General features: G+C 65.2%; 11 protein-coding genes. All 11 read right to left on the minus strand.

The window, feature by feature from the left end:
* Nucleotides 1–13: 13 nt before the first annotated feature.
* Complete coding sequence (locus FCN77_RS18470) at nt 14–4,291, minus strand: AAA family ATPase (protein ID WP_137323442.1); 4,278 nt, start codon at nt 4,289–4,291, stop codon at nt 14–16.
* Nucleotides 4,292–4,421: 130 nt separating this feature from the next.
* Entirely contained in the window at nt 4,422–6,011 is a 1,590-nt protein-coding gene (guaA, locus tag FCN77_RS18475) for a glutamine-hydrolyzing GMP synthase (protein ID WP_137323443.1), read from the minus strand.
* A 150-nt stretch (nt 6,012–6,161) separates the two neighbouring features.
* Complete coding sequence (locus FCN77_RS18480; RefSeq protein ID WP_137323444.1) at nt 6,162–6,674, minus strand: DUF3817 domain-containing protein; 513 nt, start codon at nt 6,672–6,674, stop codon at nt 6,162–6,164.
* Nucleotides 6,671–7,612: an SURF1 family protein gene (locus tag FCN77_RS18485; RefSeq protein WP_137323445.1), complete on the minus strand. Its 942-nt coding sequence runs from the start codon at nt 7,610–7,612 to the stop codon at nt 6,671–6,673. The genes FCN77_RS18480 and FCN77_RS18485 overlap by 4 nt, the downstream gene beginning before the upstream one ends.
* Nucleotides 7,613–7,742: 130 nt before the next feature.
* Nucleotides 7,743–8,231: a PTS sugar transporter subunit IIA gene (locus FCN77_RS18490; protein WP_137323446.1), complete on the minus strand. Its 489-nt coding sequence runs from the start codon at nt 8,229–8,231 to the stop codon at nt 7,743–7,745.
* A 49-nt stretch (nt 8,232–8,280) separates the two neighbouring features.
* The gene (locus FCN77_RS18495) at nt 8,281–10,032 is read right to left on the minus strand and encodes a glycerol-3-phosphate dehydrogenase/oxidase (RefSeq protein ID WP_137323447.1); all 1,752 of its coding nucleotides are present in this window, start codon (nt 10,030–10,032) and stop codon (nt 8,281–8,283) included.
* A 138-nt stretch (nt 10,033–10,170) separates the two neighbouring features.
* Nucleotides 10,171–11,307: a GuaB3 family IMP dehydrogenase-related protein gene (locus tag FCN77_RS18500; protein ID WP_137323448.1), complete on the minus strand. Its 1,137-nt coding sequence runs from the start codon at nt 11,305–11,307 to the stop codon at nt 10,171–10,173.
* A gap of 73 nt (nt 11,308–11,380) precedes the next feature.
* On the minus strand, nt 11,381–13,243 hold the full coding sequence (locus FCN77_RS18505; RefSeq protein WP_137323449.1) for an ABC transporter ATP-binding protein: 1,863 nt from the start codon (nt 13,241–13,243) through the stop codon (nt 11,381–11,383).
* Nucleotides 13,244–13,325: 82 nt separating this feature from the next.
* Nucleotides 13,326–14,837 carry an IMP dehydrogenase gene (gene guaB, locus FCN77_RS18510; RefSeq protein ID WP_137323450.1) on the minus strand — a complete coding sequence of 504 codons (1,512 nt, stop codon included), beginning with the start codon at nt 14,835–14,837 and terminating at the stop codon, nt 13,326–13,328.
* 245 nt (nt 14,838–15,082) lie between these two features.
* Entirely contained in the window at nt 15,083–17,191 is a 2,109-nt protein-coding gene (locus tag FCN77_RS18515) for an acyltransferase family protein (protein WP_137323451.1), read from the minus strand.
* Complete coding sequence (locus FCN77_RS18520) at nt 17,191–19,242, minus strand: acyltransferase family protein (protein WP_137323452.1); 2,052 nt, start codon at nt 19,240–19,242, stop codon at nt 17,191–17,193. Before FCN77_RS18520 ends, FCN77_RS18515 begins: the two co-directional genes overlap by 1 nt.
* Nucleotides 19,243–19,429 lie beyond the last annotated feature (187 nt).

A 19,429-nucleotide genomic window follows, 5' to 3' on the forward strand; every position in this document is an offset into this window, starting at 1 on the left:
AAGGTCGCGGCACTCAGCCCCAGTGCGGCGGCTTCTGTTCCTGGAGCCAGGCATCATGGTCATAGTCCGAGGCATGGTCTCCCCAGCGCTTCGGGTCATCTTCAGAGGCCTTGTTGGGCAGCACGCCGGCGGGCACGCCGGCGCCCACGGTCTGCTGTGTCCTGTTCGGTTCTGCCGTGGCCTCCGCGGTGCCGGCAGAATGGCTGCCCGCGTCTCTGCTATTGATGCTGGTGCTGCTGCTGTGTTCCATGCTGCTTTCCGTCTCGGGTTCCGCACTCGGGGCCGCGTTCCGGCCGGTGCCGGCCTGTTCCAAGGGTACCGAGTCAGGGTCCTTTGAAGCCACGCCGCCGAAACTGCCCGGCTCTTCGGTGCCGGACTCATCCGTACCCGACGCATCGGTGCCGGATTCATCGGTGCCGGTGCGGGACTGTCGGTTTGCGGACACCGCATTGTCGGACTCCGCGCTGTTCAGCGTCAGGTTATCGACGTCGTCCTCGAAGTACCCCTGTGAGGTGGTCTTGAGTCCGGTGACGGCCGGCTTCTCCAAACCCAGGTAGCCGCCGATGCGGTCAGCGCAGGCCGACGGGTCGGTGAACACCTCGATGGTCCACAGCGGCATGTACCGCCACCCCAGCCGCTCCAGCAGCTGCGGACGCAGCCGGCTTCGTTCACGGACACTCATGCGCCGGTACTGCTCGGTGCCGTCGGACTCAATGGCCACGGGTCTGGGGATCTCGGCCTCGTCATGCCCAATGGAATTCACCGGGTCCGCGGCGGCTGCCACGTCCAGGACGCCGTCGTATTGGTGCCAGACCCTGGCGCCCCGGGCGCGCAGCCGGTCACCCAGGTCTGCCACGAGCGGATCGGCCCCCAGCGCCTGTTCACTTGCCGCCGCGCGGGACGCCGGAGTGCCAAGGTCGGTGTTGCCGGCAATCTCACGGTTGAGGAGCTCATACAGGTCGAGTGCGCCGTGGCTGAGGCGGCTGACGTCCAGGTCCTCGGGTTTGAAGCAGCTGAGTACGTGCAGGGAACGCCGGGCGCGGGTCATGGCCAGCGCGAACTTCGCCCGTCCGCCTTCGGCTGACAACGGCCCGAAATTATGCAGCGCACGTCCGTGGGGTGTGCGGCCATACCCCGGGGAGAAGATGACGTGGTCGCGGACCAGGCCCTGGGCGCGTTCCAGGTCCACCACCCGGAACGACTCCGGACCTGCTGTGAAGAAGCTTGCCAGCAGGGGGTAGTTCGGCAACTGCAGGCGGATGGCCTCCCCGATCCGGGCGGCGTGGCGCAGGCTTGCGGTGACCACGGCAAGGGACGTCCGCGGCCGCAGCCGGGCATGCTCGAAGACAAGCCCCACTACCCGGTTCACCTCGGCCACGGCGGATTCCACGCCTTCCTGGTCGGCGCTCGGAAGGCCCGTGCCATCCGGCAGGTACTCGACCAGCAGGGCACGGTCCAGGCCGGTGGCAGTCTGCCCCTCAGGGAGCCGGCGCAGGCTCCCGTCATAGAAGCTCTTGCTTAGCTGCAGCACCAGGTCCTCGTCGACCGCCCGGTAGACGCAGGTCAGCCGCCGGGTGGGCAGCACTGCGGAAAGGGCCGTGAAGGCACTTTCAACGCTCTGATGGGCGGTCTCACCGGCAGCAAGCCGCTCGACTCCCACAGTGAAGGTGCGGGGACTGGCGATCTTGTCGTCGCCAAAGGCGATGACCTGCTTGGCGCGGGCGATGGCCGGGAGGACGGCCTGCAGGGAGGTTGCCTCTGCGTCGAGGATCACCACTGCATCGAAACTCTGCTGGGCAGGCAGCAGCCCGGTCATGAGGTACGGGCTGACGGACCACACCGGGACCAGCATGGGCACCAGCGCCGGAGCCTGCGCCGTGAGGGCGGCCAGGGTGACCCTGCCATCCTTCAGGAGGCTCCGCAGAAGATCGGCCTGGCGGGGGTTTTCGGCGATGCCGGCGCGCCAGCGCTCAGAAAGTGTCCACCGCAGCCGGGCCGCTCCGCTGGCGATGTGGGCGTTATCCGCCAGGCGGTATTCGGCTTCGAGCTGCCGCAGGGCGTCCCCGTCAGACATGGCCAGGTAGTCGTCACCGCTGATCATCGCCTCGAGGGCTGACTGCCACCAGGCAAGTTCCAGCTCGGAGGCGACGGACTCCGCGGGAACCTCACGCTCGGCGAGGTCTGCCAGCAGCTCCCCCAGCCCGTGTTCGCGCATGTTCTCGATGAGCAGCGTACGCTCCGGAAGCGTCTTGAGCGTCCGGGTATCCGCCACCAGCCGCTCCAGGCGTTCCATCAGTTCCTCGTACCGCGTGTTTTGCAGGTCCCCGCCTGCGGCCGTGTGCTTCACCGCCGCGCCGAGCTGTACCAGCTCGCGCTCCAGGCTGCGGTACATCACGTTCACTTCGCCCAGTCCGGATGGCACGGCCGGGTGGCGCTGCGTCGTTGCGTAGTTGGCCCAGAGCGCCCGCTGCTCCTGGACCAGGACCAGCGAGCTGTGGAGATCGGCAATGTGGACGCCAGGACGGACGTACTCTTTGGCAACGCGACGCAGCCGTGAACGCTGCATGGACGGCATCTCGATGTTCCGTTCACGGCGCCACGGGGAGGTGGCGGTCGCGGAGATGAGGTCGTGGACCGGCCTGTCGAAGATGTCAGGGGTAAATTTGTCCAGGCTTTCCCTGACCGCCATCAGCAACTCCAGCTGCGCGCCCCATTCGGCAAATGTGGACCCGAGGCGGATCTGCGCGTGCTCGGCGACGTCGTTCATGCGGCCGCGGAGCACAGGCAGGTTTTTTTCGACCGTGCGCGCGACCTCCTGGGCTTCCTCGGTTTCCTTGCGGGTCAGGAGCCGCGCGCCATGCCAGGGGCTCGTGGTGGAGGCCCGGCTGAAACTGCCCAGCTCCGCGGCGCGGTGGAGGCGGCCGGCCAGTTCGTCACGGTCACGGATGTTGTCCAGCACACTCCGCTTGAGCCGCACGGTGGTGGCAGGGGCGGGCTGGATGGACGTCAGCTCAGCCAGGGACTGCATGGCCTGGTAGGGAGAGCAGCCCCAGCGCTGGCGGACATTGTGCAGCGAGGCCACATGGTCCATGAGCGCGTGGCGGTGCTCCACGAGCGTGGTGTGCAGGTTCTCGAGCTGGGGCTGCAGGGACTTTTCGTTCCGCATGATGGCACGGACCAGCTGGCCCTTGAGCTGCAGGGGTGTTGCTGTTCCGGAGAGGGCGAACAGGATGGACTCCAGGCCCAGCGTCTCCAGTTGCCCTGCGATCTCGCCGAGGCTGGCGCGCCGGTCCCCCACGACCAGCACGGTTCTGCCCTCATCCACGAGGGCGCCGATGGTGTTGATGGCTGTCTGGGTCTGGCCGGTCCCCGGCGGGCTGCTCACGACAAGTGAGTCCCCTGCCCGGACGGCGTCCACCACATACTGCTGGTCGGCGTCGGCGTCGAGAAGCAGCAGCTCATTGGCCGGGTCCCGCTGATCGATGTCCTGGAAGCGCCCTTCCGCCAATTCGGCCACGTCCACGGCTTCGCCGGCCGCGGCGCGGGCCAGCTTTGCGACTACGGGATTGTTCTGGTTGATCCACGGGTCATCGAGGTTCCCGGAAAGATCGGCAAAGGTGGAAACGAGGAGGTTGTGCTCCACCTCGGCGCCGTGAATGGGTTTGATCAGGGTGCCCAGGCGGTCCAGGACCGGCAGTGGATCGAACCGCGCCGTGCTGTAGGCCATCCGGGTCACGGCGTTGACGTCAAAGACGATGCCGTGGATGCTTTTCAGGTGGCGGATGAGCGCCGGGTTGATGTGGGCCTGCTCCGTCAGCTGGAGTTCGTAGTCGTCCTCGCCCGGGCGGATGGTCAGGGATATGGCAGTGAGCATCACCGGCGCGGACACGCGCTGGGGCTTTCCGCCCACGGCCGACGTCCACGAAACCGTCCCGGCGGAGAAATAGCCCGCGTCAATGCCGCGGTCATTTCCAAGCTCGAAAATCTTGGACCGGAGGTTCCGCGAAGCCCTGGCAGCAATCACGTACTGATCGTGGTCGCGGATCAGCGTGGACAGGCGCGTCCGCCGTCCGGCCATGAGCTGCGCCAGGCCGGACGGATGGGCATGCGTGAGATCGATGGAACCTTCCGGCGTCTTGGTGAAGCGCAGCATCGTGTCTGCTCCGGTGACCGGTTTAAGCCCCGACAGCCATTTCCTGAGCTCCTCGGAGCCCTCTGGGAGGCCTTGACCAACTGACACTACTGCCTTCTTTTCTGCGCTTGCGCGTGACGCCCTGGACCATACCGGCATACTTTCGAGCGTAGCCCGAATCGGCGCCCAGTGAGAGACCGCAACACTGGGTCAGGCCAAATTAGGGCCGGTTTTGGCGTGAATAAAGAAAAGTGGCCGGTCTCATCGCTGAGACCGGCCACTCAAAGTGCTATTCCCACTCGATGGTTCCCGGCGGCTTGCTGGTTACGTCCAGCACCACCCGGTTGACACCCTCCACCTCGTTGGTGATGCGGTTGGAGATTTTCGCCAGCAGGTCGAACGGAAGCCGCGACCAGTCCGCCGTCATGGCATCCTCGGACGATACCGGGCGGAGGACGATGGGATGGCCGTACGTCCGGCCGTCGCCCTGGACACCGACGCTTCGGACGTCCGCCAGCAGCACTACCGGCATCTGCCAGACCTCATTGTCCAGGCCGGCCGCGGTCAGCTCGGCGCGGGCAATCGCGTCGGCCTTGCGCAGCAGGTCCAGGCGTTCCTTGGTAACTTCGCCCACGATGCGGATACCGAGGCCCGGGCCCGGGAAGGGCTGGCGGCCGACGATTTCCTGCGGCAGTCCCAGCTGGGCACCGACGGCACGGACCTCGTCTTTGAACAGCGCGCGCAGCGGTTCGACGAGCTCGAACTGCAGGTCTTCCGGCAGGCCGCCCACGTTGTGGTGGCTCTTGATGTTGGCTGCACCTTCTCCGCCGCCGGATTCGACGACGTCGGGGTAGAGCGTGCCCTGCACCAGGAACTTGATCTTCTCGCCGTGGGCAGCTGCCTCGGCGATGATGGCCAGTTCGGCTTCCTCGAAGGCGCGGATGAATTCGCGGCCGATGATTTTGCGCTTGGTCTCGGGGTCGCTCACGCCGGCCAGAGCGGCCTGGAAACGCTCCTGCTCGTTGGCGACGTAAAGCTTGACGCCGGTGGCTGCCACGAAATCGCGTTCAACCTGCTCGGCTTCGCCTTCGCGCAGCAGCCCGTGGTCGACGAACACACACGTCAGCTGGTCGCCCACTGCCCGCTGGACCAGGGCGGCGGCCACTGCCGAGTCGACGCCGCCGGAGAGGCCGCAGATGACCCTGGCGTCGCCGATCTGCTTGCGGATGCGGTCGACCTGTTCCTCGAGGATGTTGCCGGTGGTCCAGTTCGGTTCCAGCTTTGCGCCCTTGAACAGGAAGTTTTCGAGGACCTGCTGGCCGTAGGCCGAGTGCTTCACTTCGGGGTGCCACTGCACGCCGTAAAGGCACTTCTCCTCGTTGGCGAAGGCTGCAACTTCGGCGCCCGCGGTGGTGGCCAGCACTTCGAAGCCTTCCGGTGCCTCGTGCACAGAGTCACCGTGGCTCATCCAGGTGTTCTGGTGCTGCGGCATCCCCTCGAGCACGGAGCGACCCTCGCCGAGGATGGTGGTCTGGGTGGAGCCGTACTCGCGCAGGCCGGTCTTGTCGACCTTCCCGCCCAGGGCATTGGCCATGGCCTGGAAGCCGTAGCAGATGCCGAAGACCGGGATCCCGGCTTCAAAGAGGTCGGCGCCGACGGACGGTGCACCGTCAGCGTAGACGCTGGACGGGCCGCCGGAGAGGATGATGGCGGCGGGGTTCTTGGCCAGGAGCTGCTCGGTGCTGTAGGTATGCGGAACCACTTCCGAATACACGTTGGCTTCCCGGACGCGGCGTGCAATCAGCTGCGCGTACTGGGCACCGTAGTCAACAACCAGCACCGGCTTCTGGGAAGTCTGGGATGCAGTGGGAGTAGTCACCGTCCTAGACTACTTGGGCTGTTGCCGCGTCGCACCTTGAGACGGCCTCCCGCGGCCCGATTGGGCCTCCGGCGTTAGCGATCTCACACCGTCCGGGCCCGGTTGCGCCCCGGCGTCCCGGCTTGCGGGCCGGGAACGACGGCGGCTGCGTCAGTAGCGCTTGGATGCCTGCGGATTAGCAGCGAGCTCCGCTTCCACCTCGGCATGGAACTTCTTCTCCACGATGAACGACAGGAACGGAACCACGCCGCCCAGGGCGAGCAGGATCAGTTTCGCGAACGGCCAGCGCATCAGGGACCACAGGCGGAAGTTGGACATCAGGTACACGACGTACATCCAGCCGTGCACAATCAGCACAACCACCGAGAGGTTCACTCCCCCGAGGACACCCTGCGGCTCGGCGTCGGCGAATCCGAAGCCGAACGGCTGGCCGGTAACCGCGTTGGTTCCGCCGGCGAACAGGTACCGGCCGAAGGCATACCGCACAATCAGTTCGCAGCACAGCAGCAGGAGCATCCCACCGGTGAGGTATGCCAGGACTTTGTAGAACTTCAGGGCGGACCGGATCTGGGCTTCGGTCCCGCCGAAGCGGCGCTTCTTCACGGTGCCTGATCCGGTGGTCTTGGACGGCTCGGGCTGGATGGCCGGCTTGGGATCGATCATGGCTGTACCTTTTGTCCTGATGGGTTGGCTTGTTCAGACGGGTTGACTTGTTCAGACGGGTTGGCTTGTTCAGACGGGTTGGCTTGTTCAGACGGGTTGGATTTTTCTGGCGGGTTGGCTTGCTGTTCGGCCTGCGGAGGCTCTTCGTCGTGTTCGTCGTCGAACTCGTCCTCGAGGCCGCGGCGGTAGTCGTCCTTCACCATGCGCCACCAGATGAACAAGGCGAAGCCGGCAAACACGATCCACTCGACGGAGTAGAACAGGTTGAGCCAATTCACCTGCTGGGGCGGTGGCTGCGGACCTATGCGCAGCGGCTTCAGCTCGCTGCTGACGGCTGCTGCGCTGACGTCCGTGCCTCCGGCGACTTCGGCCGTGGCGGCGACGAAGCCCGGGTAGCTGCTGACTTCCCAGACGTTGATGAGCTCTGCCACTGACACGGCAGTGGCGCGTCCCGGGCCCGGATCGGTGTTGGGCAGCGGCGCTTCGGACGGCAGCAGCCGTCCGGCCAGTTCAATAGTGCCCGACGGCGGCGGGCCGGCGTCCGCGGGGTCTGCAACCCAGCCGCGGGCCACGGGAATCCATGTCCGGGGGGTGGCTCCGGCACCGTTGAGCACCGGTGCGTCCCGAACGGAAAACGCCGACACCACCCAATACCCCGTGGCGCCGTCCTTGAGCCGGCCCGGGACCAGAACCTGCTTGGCCGGATCGTAGGATCCCGTGGCGGTGACCATTTGGTCCGCCACGGAGCCGCGAAAGAAGTCACCGGGCTGCAGCACCGCTGTAAGCGGCTTGAGGTCTTCTGTTCCGGTCGATACAGGCACTTCAGGCTGGGTTGAGCGGCCGAATTGCCACTGGCTGAGCAGCACAAAAACCCCGGAAATGACGATCGCAAAGACCAGGCCTGCGATCCAGCGGGGTTTAAGGGCAGTTTTCAACACACATTAACCGTACTTCGTCCTCGTGTAGAACAACGAAACGGGCCGTGTCGTCGGCCCGGAGCGGGCTAGAGTGGGGCAGCCGGGTCCCTACGTGGCGACGAAGTCGACACGAAAGGGCCTGCCCCAATCTTTAGTGGTCGAAGAAGACCAGGCTGGAGTTGATGAGCTCTGCGATGACCTCGGGGTCGTACGCCCGGCGCAGGGATTCCCGGAAGGATTCCTTGGACAGCGAGCGGGCCAGCGTGGCCAACACTTCAAGGTGATCCGAGAACGAGCTTGCCGGCGTCGCGATCAGCAGGATGACCGTCGCCGGGCCGTCAGCAGCGCCGAAGTCCAGGGCCTTGCCGTACTTGGTGATCCCGACGGCAATGGAGGTCCGGGAGACGAATTCGCTGCGGGCATGCGGCAATCCCACTCCCCCGGGCAGGCCGGTGGCGAGCTGGTGCTCGCGTGCATTGACGTGCTTCAGGAAGCCGTCCAGGTCCGAGACACGTCCTGCCGCGTACAGCCGCTCCGCAAGCTGGGTTGCCGCGTCCGTTTTGTCCTTGGCATCAAGCTCGAGAATCACCATGTCCGGTGTAGTGAGTTCGGCATCATACCGGTCAAGTGGTTCCGCCAAGAGGTGTCCCTTCAGTGAGGCAGGAGGCGCGCGTCAGTCATTAACCCTGTCACCGCAACGGAACGATGTCCTCGACGCCCAGTCGCGCGGCGTCGGCCGATTCATCGTCAGGCTGCTCCTGGCTGAGCCGTTCGGCTTCCACCCTGGCAAGGTAATGCTTGATTTCGCTTTCGCGTTGCGCGTCGCTCCAGCCAAGAATTTCTCCCATCAGCTTAGCGACAACCGGGACGGCGGACACACCCCGGTCCCAGGACTCAATGGAAATACGGGTTCTGCGCGTCAATACGTCGTGTACATGGCGGGCCCCCTCGTGGGTGGCGGCGTAGACGGCTTCGGCCTGAAGGTAGTCGTCGGCGCCCGGCAGCGGTTCGGCCAGGGCCGGGTTCTCCTTGATCAGCGCCAGGACCTCCGTGGCCATGGAACCGTACCGGTTGAGCAGGTGCTCAATCCGGGCCACGTGCACGCCGCTCTCCTCGGCCGTCCGGTTGCGGCGGTTCCAGGCCGCTTTGAAGCCGCTGGCTCCGAGCAGGGGAATGGAATCGGTGCAGCTCGGCGGCACGCGTTCGTCCATGCTCCGGGTGGCCTCGTCGACGGCGTCCTTCGCCATGACACGGTAGGTGGTCCATTTTCCGCCAGCCACCACCACCAGGCCGGGCACGGGATGCGCCACAACGTGTTCGCGGGAAAGCTTGGCCGTGGAATCGTTCTCCCCGGCCAGCAGGGGACGCAGGCCGGCGTAGACGCCTTCCACGTCTTCCCTGGTCAGCGGCCGCTTAAGCACCTTGTTGACGTGCTCAAGGATGTAGTCGATGTCCTTGCTCGACGCCGCCGGGTGTGCCTTGTCCAGGTGCCAGTCGGTGTCTGTGGTGCCGATGATCCAGTGCCGGCCCCAGGGAATCACGAACAGCACCGATTTCTCGGTCCGCAGGATCAGCCCCACGGTCGACTGGAAGCGGTCACGCGGCACCACGAGGTGGATGCCCTTGGAAGCGCGCACCTTGAGTTGCCCGCGGTCCGTCACCATGGCCTGGGTTTCATCGGTCCACACGCCTGTGGCGTTGATGACCTGCTTGGCGCGGATGCTGAAGGTGGAGCCGTCTTCGTGATTGACCACTTTGGCGCCCACCACCCGCTCGCCTTCGCGCAGGAAGTCAACCACCGCCGTCTGGTTGACGGCGTGGGCCCCGTAGTAGGCGGCGGTGCGGATCAGGTTGGCAACGTATTTGGCGTCGTCCACCTGGCCGTCGTAGTAGCGGATCGATCCGACGAAGGCGTCATCCTTCAGGCTGGGAGCAGCGCGAAGGGTGCCGCGGCGGCTCAGGTGCTTGTGGAACGGCACGCCCCGTTTGTGCCCGCCGGATATGGACATGGCGTCGTACAGGGCAATGCCCGCGCCGACGTACGGCCGTTCGAGGAAGGGCTTGGTCAGCGGGTAGAGGAAGGGCACCGGCCTGGCGAGGTGCGGGGCGATTTCGGACAGCAGCAGCCCGCGCTCGTGCAGCGCTTCCTTCACGAGGCCGAAATCCAGCATTTCGAGGTAGCGCAGTCCGCCGTGGATGAGTTTGGACGAACGCGACGACGTGCCGGCCGCCCAGTCGTTGGCCTCCACGATGCCGACGCTCAGGCCTCGCGTGACGGCATCGAGGGCAGTGCCCGTGCCGACGATGCCACCGCCGACGATGAGGATGTCGAGTTCCTTGCCCGGCTCCATTGTTGCCTTGAGCGCCGCAAGCGATGCTTCCCGGGCGGCGGGGCCAAGGGCCCCCTGGGGAAAGGACGAACCACCGGAAGAACTGAACATTTCAAGCCTCCATCCGCATCAAACCTCGTAGTTCACAGACTACTTCCTAGGCATGCTGATGGGCAGGGCCCGCTGATGGCGCTATTGCAGCGGGCCCGGGACGGGGCCGGCCCGGAGCTGTCCGGGGCCGGCGCAACGTCAGTTTCCGGAATAGGGCGACACAACGACGTCGACCCGCTGGAATTCCTTCAGGTCCGAGTATCCGGTGGTGGCCATCGAACGGCGGAGCGCGCCGATCAGGTTGGACGTGCCGTTGGTGTGGTGTCCCGGGCCGAACAGGACTTCCTCGAGCGGCCCCACAGTGCCGACGTTTGCCCTGTCGCCGCGCGGGAGCTCCAGGTGGTGGGCCTCCTGGCCCCAGTGCCAGCCCTTGCCCGGAGCCTCTTCGGCGCGCGCCAGTGCGCTGCCGAGCATCACGGCGTCGGCGCCCATGGCGATGGCCTTGACGATGTCGCCCGAGGTGCCCATGCCGCCGTCGGCAATGACATGCACGTAACGGCCGCCGGATTCATCCATGTAGTCGCGCCTGGCGGCGGCGACGTCGGAAATTGCCGATGCCATGGGCGAGTGGATCCCCAGGGCGCGGCGGGTGGTGGTGGTGGCTCCGCCGCCGAAGCCCACCAGCACGCCGGCCGCACCAGTGCGCATGAGGTGCAGTGCGGGAGTGTAGCCGGCGGCGCCGCCCACAATTACGGGAACGTCCAGCTCGTAGATGAACTGCTTCAGGTTCAGCGGCTCGTGGTCTTTCGAGACGTGCTCGGCTGAGACGGTGGTTCCCCGGATGACGAAGATGTCCACACCGGCAGCCACCACGGTCTTGTAGTGCTCCTGGGTGCGCTGCGGGGTGAGCGAGCCGGCAACGGTGACGCCTGCGGCGCGGATTTCCGCCAGGCGGGACGTGATGAGTTCCGGCTGAATGGGCGCCCGGTAGAGCTCCTGCATCCTGCGCGTCACGGCGGGGCTGTTCGTCTCATCCTCCAGTGCTGCGATCTGGTCGAGCACGGACTGGGGATCCTCATACCGGGTCCAGAGACCCTCGAGGTCCAGCACGCCCAGTCCGCCAAGGCGGCCCAGGGCAATGGCGGTCTCGGGCGACATCGCCGAGTCCATGGGCGCAGCGATGACAGGCATGTCGAACTTGTAGGCATCTATCTGCCACGAGACCGAAACGTCCTTGGGATCACGCGTACGACGGTTGGGGACGATCGCGATGTCATCCAGGGAGTAGGCACGACGCCCACGCTTGCCACGGCCAATCTCAATCTCATAAGTCACGTGACCACTTTACTTGACCACGCGGGATACGGCGGGGCGACTCTCCCCGGGCCGTCCCGGAACGTGCCGGCGGTCAGACGCCCTCGGCCTCGTCCACAGTGAGCTGGGATTCGAACATCCGGAAGTAGCGGCCCCGGAGGGCAACCAGTTCGCGGTGCGTACCCTGTTCAACCACCCTGCCGTCTTCGAGCATGTAGACGATGTCCGCTTTCTCGATCGTGGCGAGCCGGTGGCTGATGGCGATGATGGTGCTGCTGCGGTCGGCGAAGAGCCGTGTGAAGATCCTGTGCTCGGCGAGTGCGTCGATTGCGGACGTGGGCTCGTCCATCACCATGAAGGAGGCGTTCCGGTAGAAGTTCCGGGCCATCGCCAGCCTCTGCCACTGGCCGCCGCTCAACCCGCTGCCCTTGCGGCCACGCGGGTCTTCCATCCAGTTGCTGACGTGGTTATCCAGGCCGTTAGGCAGCTTGTTGATGAACTCGAGTGCCTCGGCGTCAGACGCCGACCGCCGGATCCGTTCATCGTCCCGTGGCGAATCCACATCGCCAAAGAGAATGTTTTCCGCCGCTGTAGCGAACTCGTACTTGAGGAATTCCTGGCTCAGCACCGCCAGATGGCGGTGCCAGGACTTGACGTCGACGGCGGCGAGGTCGACGCCGTCGAGCATCACCTGCCCCGAATCGGGACTGTAGAGCCCTGCGAGAATCCGGATCAGGGTGGACTTTCCGGCGCCGTTCTCCCCCACGATGGCGATGTGCTGGCCTTCGCGGATGGTCATGCTGATGCCACGGATCACCTCGATGTCGCTGCCGGTGTAAGTAAAGCGGATGTCCCGCAGCTCAACGGTCTTAGGTGCCTGCAGCAGCGGCGGCGCATGCTCCGTGTGGACCGGCATGGCCATGAACAGTTCGTAGTCCTTGAGGTTCGCCAGGTCCTCATCGATGGAACTGAGCGAGGAGACCAGGTTGTTGGCCGTGGACAACGCCCGGCTGACGATCTGCTGGACGTAGAGGAACTGCCCCACGGGCTGGGCGCGGGCGATGATCTGGCCCACCACCCAGATCAGCGAAACAACCTCGGCGCCATACTGCAGGGCATCGGCCGCGAGCTGTTTGGGGATGTAACGCTTCTGGAAATCCAGCCGGCGCTTTTCGTCGGCGTCGCGGAGCCGGGAGCGCAGCCCCATCAGGTACCCGACGATCCCGTAGAGGCGCATCTCCGCGATGTGCTGCGGACGCAGGAGGTTGGTTTCGATCATCATCCTCCGCTGGCGGCGCGAATCGACCTGGGTGTTCCAGTGCGCAATCTGTTCGCGCGAAAGCTTGAACTGCAGGTAGACGCTGGGCACGATTGCCACCAGGACGATCACCGCGATCCACCAGCTGACCAGCAGCAGCGCGCCGATCGCCAGGATGACTGACACAAGCTGGGTGAAGATCGCGGCGATGCGGTCCAGGACCCGGGCGTAGGAATCGGAGAACCGCTTGGCGCGGTCGTAAAGGTCCACCGTCTCCTTATCGTCATAGCGCCAAAATTCCAGCGACAGGAAACGCTCGTACATGAGGTCCCCCACGATGGCACCCACCCTGAAGCTCATCAGCTGCTGGATGTAGCGGTCCACGCTGCTGAAGGCGCCCCAAAACAGGCCCAGGGCAGCAGTGATGACGACGTAGACAATGGCCTGCTGGCCGGCGGCCCTATCGCCGGTGTACGCGGCCGCCAGGGCCGTCGTTGTGAGCGAGGCAAAGTAGGTGGTGACCAGCGGCAGGAGGGCCGAGATCAACGAGCCCACAACCTTCATCACGACGGCGGCCGGCGAGGCACGGAAGCTGACCCGCAGAACTTGCGCCACTGCCCTGGCATAGGGCCGCAAGGCAAGCCGCCGCGGAGGGTCCCTCTTCGGGTTCAGTTCGGCGGGATGGCGGGGTTGGGACATAGCTCCAGCCTAGTGCCGTGCACAGACACCAACAGGCCGTAGGGAGAGCCCCCCACGGCCTGTTTGACGAAGAACCGGCGGCTTAGCGCGAACCGTAGTTCGGTGCCTCCACAGTCATCTGGATGTCGTGCGGGTGCGATTCCTTGAGACCGGCCGGTGTGATCCGGACGAACTTGCCGCGAGCCTTCAGCTCGGCAACCGTCGGGGCACCTGTGTAGAACATCGTCTGGCGGAGGCCGCCCACCAGCTGGTAGGCAACAGACGCCAGCGGGCCGCGGTAGGCCACGCGGCCTTCGATGCCTTCAGGAATCAGTTTGTCGTCACCGGACACGTCGGCCTGGAAGTAGCGGTCCTTGGAGTAGGAGGTGTTCTTGCCGCGCGTCTGCATGGCGCCGAGGGAGCCCATGCCGCGGTAGCTCTTGAACTGCTTGCCGTTCACGAAAATAAGCTCGCCCGGTGATTCGTCGCAACCGGCAAGGAGGGAACCGAGCATCACGGTGTCGGCGCCGGCAACCAGTGCCTTGCCGATGTCGCCCGAGTACTGCAGGCCGCCGTCGGCGATCAGCGGAACGCCGGCCGGAATGGCCGCCTTCGCGGACTCGTAGATGGCGGTGATCTGCGGAACGCCCACACCGGCCACAACGCGGGTGGTGCAGATGGAGCCCGGGCCTACACCCACCTTGATGCCGTCGGCACCGGCGTCGATCAATGCCTGCGCGCCTTCGCGGGTGGCAGCCTGGCCGCCAATGATGTCCACATGTGCTGCTACGGGGTCGGACTTCAACTGGCGGATCATGTCCAGGACACCCTGGGAGTGGCCGTTGGCGGTGTCCACGAACAAGGCGTCCACACCGGCGTCGATGAGCGTCATGGCCCGCTCCCAGCCGTCACCGAAGAAGCCGATGGCAGCGCCGACGCGCAGCCGGCCTTCGTCGTCCTTCGTGGCCAGCGGGTACTGCTCGGCCTTGGTGAAGTCCTTGGTGGTGATGAGGCCCTTGAGGCGGCCCTGCTCGTCCACCAGCGGAAGCTTTTCGATCTTGTTGGTTGCGAGCTTGTGCGAGGCTTCTTCGCGGCTGATGCCGACGTGCCCTGTGACCAGCGGCATCTTGGTCATGACGTCGCTGACGAGGCGGAGCGGGAAGTCCGCTTCCGGCACGAAGCGGGTGTCGCGGTTGGTGACGATGCCCAGCAGCCTCATGCCCTCGTCCACGACGGGCAGGCCCGAAACACGGTAATGCGAGCAGATCTCGTCCAGCTCGGCCAGCGTCGCTTCCGGCCCGATGGTTAGCGGGTTGGTGATCATCCCGGATTCGCTGCGCTTTACGCGGTCCACCTGGTCGGCCTGGTCCTGGATGGACAGGTTGCGGTGAACGACGCCGAGGCCGCCCTGGCGGGCCATGGCGATGGCCATCCGGGACTCCGTGACAGTGTCCATGGCCGCGGAGAGCAGCGGCGTCTGGACGGAGATGCGCTTGGAAATGCGCGAGGACGTGTCAGCCTCTGACGGGATGACGTCCGTGTGCCCGGGCAGGAGCAGGACGTCGTCGTAGGTCAGGCCGATGAAGCCGAACGGGTTGTGTTCGGGCTGGGTCATGAGTGCGCCTCTTACCTTATTTTCTGGGGTTCACGGGTAGGGGTTGCAGCTGATGACCAGCCCGTCATTACGGGACTGGCCTGTGCAGAATGTGGTGCGGCCGTTGGAGCCTGTGCGGAAGTGTTGAATAAATTCTAGAACCTCCGCGGCGATCCCCATATTCCGCGGCGGTAATGTGAGGAACCGCACCTGCGGGTTCCGGGGCCGCCGGGCCACAGCCCTGGCCTGCGGGGCCACCGGCCGGCTCAGGTCCAGCCGGTAGCACCCAGCAGCCGCTGTTCGAACATGGGAATCATGCTTTGGACATATGTCTTCGTCAGGTGGTTGTCATCCTTGTAGACGTATACGTTGCCCACCACCGCCGGACAAATGCCGTCAGTGCAAATGAAGTCACTCAGGTCCATCAGGTGGAGGCCGTCCACTTTGCCGCGGTACTCGTCCAATGGAGAGGAGCCAGCGAGCGATTCGCTCAGCGGCGGATTGCACGCTGCCGCGTCCGCGCCCTTCTTCTGCACGCATTCAGGCATGTTGAAAGCAAAGCGCGGATTGTCCCGGACCCCCACGACGTCCATACCGGCGTCGGTAAAAGGCTTGATGCCCTCAAGGTAGCCCGGCACTTCCGTCTCAAACGGGGCATCCTCGTGGGTCAGGGACGCAACCGTGAACACGGCATCCGGCTTGTGTTCGAGCACATATTGCGCGCTGGCCTTGTTAAAGGCGTTGCACTCCGCGTCGCGTTCGGCCGACTCGGCGCCGTAGCGGCAGTTGCCTTTGAGGAGGGTGACCACTTCCCAGCCGTGCTCCTTGGCGACGGGCCCCAGCGCCGCCATGTACTGCTGCGCATGCGAATCGCCCAGCACCACGATCCGTTTTGTGACCACGTCAGGCTTGCTGTTCTGAAGGCAGCCGGACAGCAGCGGATCACTGGGGACGTTGCCGTCAATGCAGAGGCCGTCGATGTCCGCCCACTCGTTCTTCATGGCGGCCGGCGCGGGGATGATCTTCGCTTCGGGCGTCGGCTTGCCGACGTTTTCCGGCGCCAGCGCAGCGGCCCCCGGGGTCAGTTCCCTGGGCTGGGCCGCGACGGCGGCTTCATCGGCGGTCAGCTTGGTCTGCCACAGCGACACCGGTCCCGCGAGCAGTGCGCCACACGCCACGATCACGACGGCGTTCCGCCAGGTCCGGCGCTGCGGCCAGTGCCAATCGCGCAACGGCTTTTCCACGAAACGGGTGGTGAGCACTGCCATCACCACGGAAGCTGCCACGACGGCAAGCCCCTGGACGAGGTTGGGCGACGCCACTCCGGTGCCCGCGAGGACCAGGACCAGGACCGGCCAGTGCCAGAGGTAGAGGGCGTAGGAATTGTCCCCGAGCGCAACCAGTGGCTTGGCACTCAGGATCCGGTCCACGCCGAACCTGCTGCCGCTCTGGCCGGCGACAATGATCGCCGCGGCCGCCAAGGTTGGCCACAGCGCCGCAAAACCGGGGAATGACCGGTCCACCGTGAGCAGCAGGCCGCAGGAGATCATGGCGGCCACGCCGGCCCACCCCAGGATCACGCGAAAGGCCCTCCCGGGCTTCAGGTAGGGAAGGGCCAGCGCCAGCAGGGAGCCCAGTGCGAACTCCCACAGCCGCGTCCGGGTATCAAAGTAGGCATAGGCCTGGTTCGTGGCGGTCTGGTCAATGGAGTAGACCAGTGAGGTTACAAAGATTGCCCCGAAGGCAACGGCCAGCAGTAGCCGGTAGCTGACAGCCGTCCGGCGGCGCACCGCCCGGTGCAGCACGGCAACGCCAGCGAATACCAGCGGCCACAGGATGAAAACCTGCCCTTGGATGGACAGCGACCAGAAGTGCTGCAGGGGGCTCGCGCCCGAGTGGTCCTGGGCGTAGTAATCAACGGCCGAGTCCGCGAGCAACCAGTTCTGCCGATAGAGCAGGGATGCCCACGCCTGGTCCAGGACTTCCGGCCAGCGGCTTTGCGGCAGGATGGCCCAGGTGCCGATCAGCACGCCCAGGATCACGACGACGGCGGCCGGCAGCAGCCGCTTGAAGAGGTGCAGCCAGTGACTGACCAGCCTGAGGGGTCCGCCGCCTTCCACCTTGCGCACGAACGAAAGCGTCAGCAGGAACGCGGAGATGAGCAGGAAGATGTCCACGCCGCCGGACACGCGCCCCAGCCAGACGTGATAGGTAACCACCATCAGCACGGCGAGCGCCCGGAGGCCCTGGACCTCGGGGCGGTAACCCTTTTTGGCTGCCTTATTAGCGCCGGTAGCTGTCCTCGGTTCGGGCGAGGGCCCCTCGGGGGAGGTCCGCGCCGTGCTGGTGGTTTCCGTCGTGGGAGTCGTCGTCATTAATTGTTCCAGCCGGTTGCTGCCAGAAACTCCTTCTCGAAGTAGGGGGTGATGCTGTCCATGTACGTCCGCGTGACGTGGTTGTCGTCCTTGTAGACGATCACGTTCCCGATGACCGCCGGGCAGGTCTCGCCCTGGCAGAAGAAGCGACTGAAATCGAGGAACTTCGTGCCCGGCACCTGCCCCGCTATGGCCGCATCCGGGGATTCAGGCAGGTAGCTGTCGGCCGTCTTGGCAGCACATGCCGCATAGTTGTCCGGATTGTCCTCCAGGCAATCCGGAACTGCCGAGGGCATGCGCGGGGTGTCCCGCAACGCGACCACCGGGATGCCGGCGTCGTTGATTTTCTTGATCTCCGGCACCCAGGCCGGGTCCATGAATTCCGTCTTATTCGGGTTCGGGTCAGTCCTGGTACTGGTGGTCACCACGAGGTCCGGTTTCATGTCCAGGACCTTCTTGAGGGTCTCCTTGTTGAAGTCCAGGCAGCCTTCGGAAAGCTCGGGCGCGGCCGCATCCGTCACCGGGCAGTAGCCCTTGGTGATGGCCTCCACTTTCCAGTTGTACTTGTCAGCCAGGGTGAGTATGGGCGTGGCCCAGACGTGGGCGTGCGAACTGCCGATGATGACCAGGGTCTTGCCCGCATCCGATTTGCCGTTGGTGCAGACGTTTGTGAGTTTCTTTTCATCCGCGGTGCAGCCACCTTGGTACTGCGGCCACTCTTCGGCCACCGTCGTGAGGCTGGGCAGGAGCGGAGCGGATTTGTCCGCACCGTCCACGTAGGCCGGATCCAGCACCCGGGCGCCGGGGTTGTTGGCCCAGGCCTGGCTCGCGGCGGCGGCCGTGGCACTGTTGATCTGGAACTGCCAGCCGGCCAGCGGAACTGATGCCGTAGCCACGGCGGCAGCAACGGCAATGATTGCCCGGCGGCGGTTGACTTCGGGCCACTTCCATTCGCGCCAGGGTTTCTCGACAAACCTGGTGGTCAGGTAGGCCAGGCCCATCGACACGACAATGATCACGGTTCCGGAGAGCGGTCCCGCGTGGTCCCGGCCTGTTGCTGCCAGGGAGATGACAAGGATGGGCCAGTGCCACAGGTACAGGGCATAGGAGTTGTCCCCGAGACGGACCAGGGGGCCGGCGCTCAGGATCCTGTCCACGCCAAACCGGCTGCCGGTTTGGCCGGCCGCGATAACGCAGGCAGCTGCGAGGGTGGGCCACAGCGCGGCGATGCCCGGGAAGGCCGCCTGGACATTCAGCAGGATTCCGCAGCTGAGCATGGCCACTACCCCCAGCCAGCCAAGGACTATCCGGCCGGTCCGGGGAATCCGGAGCCCGGGCAGGAGCAATGCCACGAGGGTGCCAAGGGCGAATTCCCACAGCCGCGCACCGGTATCGAAATAGGCCTGCGCCTGGTTGGTGAGCGTGAAGATGATCGAGTACACGAGCGACACCAGGAAGATGCCGGCGAAGATGTAGGACAACAGGATCCGGTAGTGCAGCCGGTACCGCTTCGCGATGAGGGCTGCGGCGGCGAAGATCAGCGGCCACAGGATGAAAACCTGCCCCTGGATGGAGAGGGACCAGAAGTGCTGGAACGGGCTGGCCAGGCTGTGGTCAGTGGCGTAGTAGTCGGTGGCCTGCAACTGCAGGAGCCGGTTTTCCGCATAGAACAGGGAAGCCCAGCCTTGGTCGATGACATCCAGCCACCGAGTCCGCGGCAGGAAGACGAAGCTCGCGGCCAGGACGGCGATGATGACGGTGACAGCCCCCGGAAGGAGCCGCCGGAAAAGGTGGAGCCAGTGCTTGAACAGTGCCATTGGCCGGCCCTGCTCGTAGCGGCCCACGAACTGCAGGGTCATAAGGAAGGCCGAGATCAGCAGGAACACGTCGACCCCGCCGGACACCCGGCCGAACCACACGTGGTACGTGACCACCATGAGCACTGCCAGTGACCGCAGGCCCTGGATTTCGGGCCTGAACTTTGATTTTCGGCTTGCTTGGACACCGGCGCCACTGCGGCGCGGCGAGGCCAGGGCTCTCGCTAAAGACATAGAAAAACCCTTCAGGCGGACAACCAAAGCATCCATGTTACCGAATCGTAATTTTCAGCGCGAATCGCCTGCGCCGACGGAAATGCCCCCGCCTCCCATTAAGGCACTGCAAGCTGGGAGTATCCAGAGCCTGCCTCCAGTCCCTAAAGGGTCCGGGAAACTAGGCTGGCTCCTGGGCCGGATGGCG

This window comes from Arthrobacter sp. 24S4-2 (assembly GCF_005280255.1).
Lineage (GTDB): Bacteria > Actinomycetota > Actinomycetes > Actinomycetales > Micrococcaceae > Arthrobacter.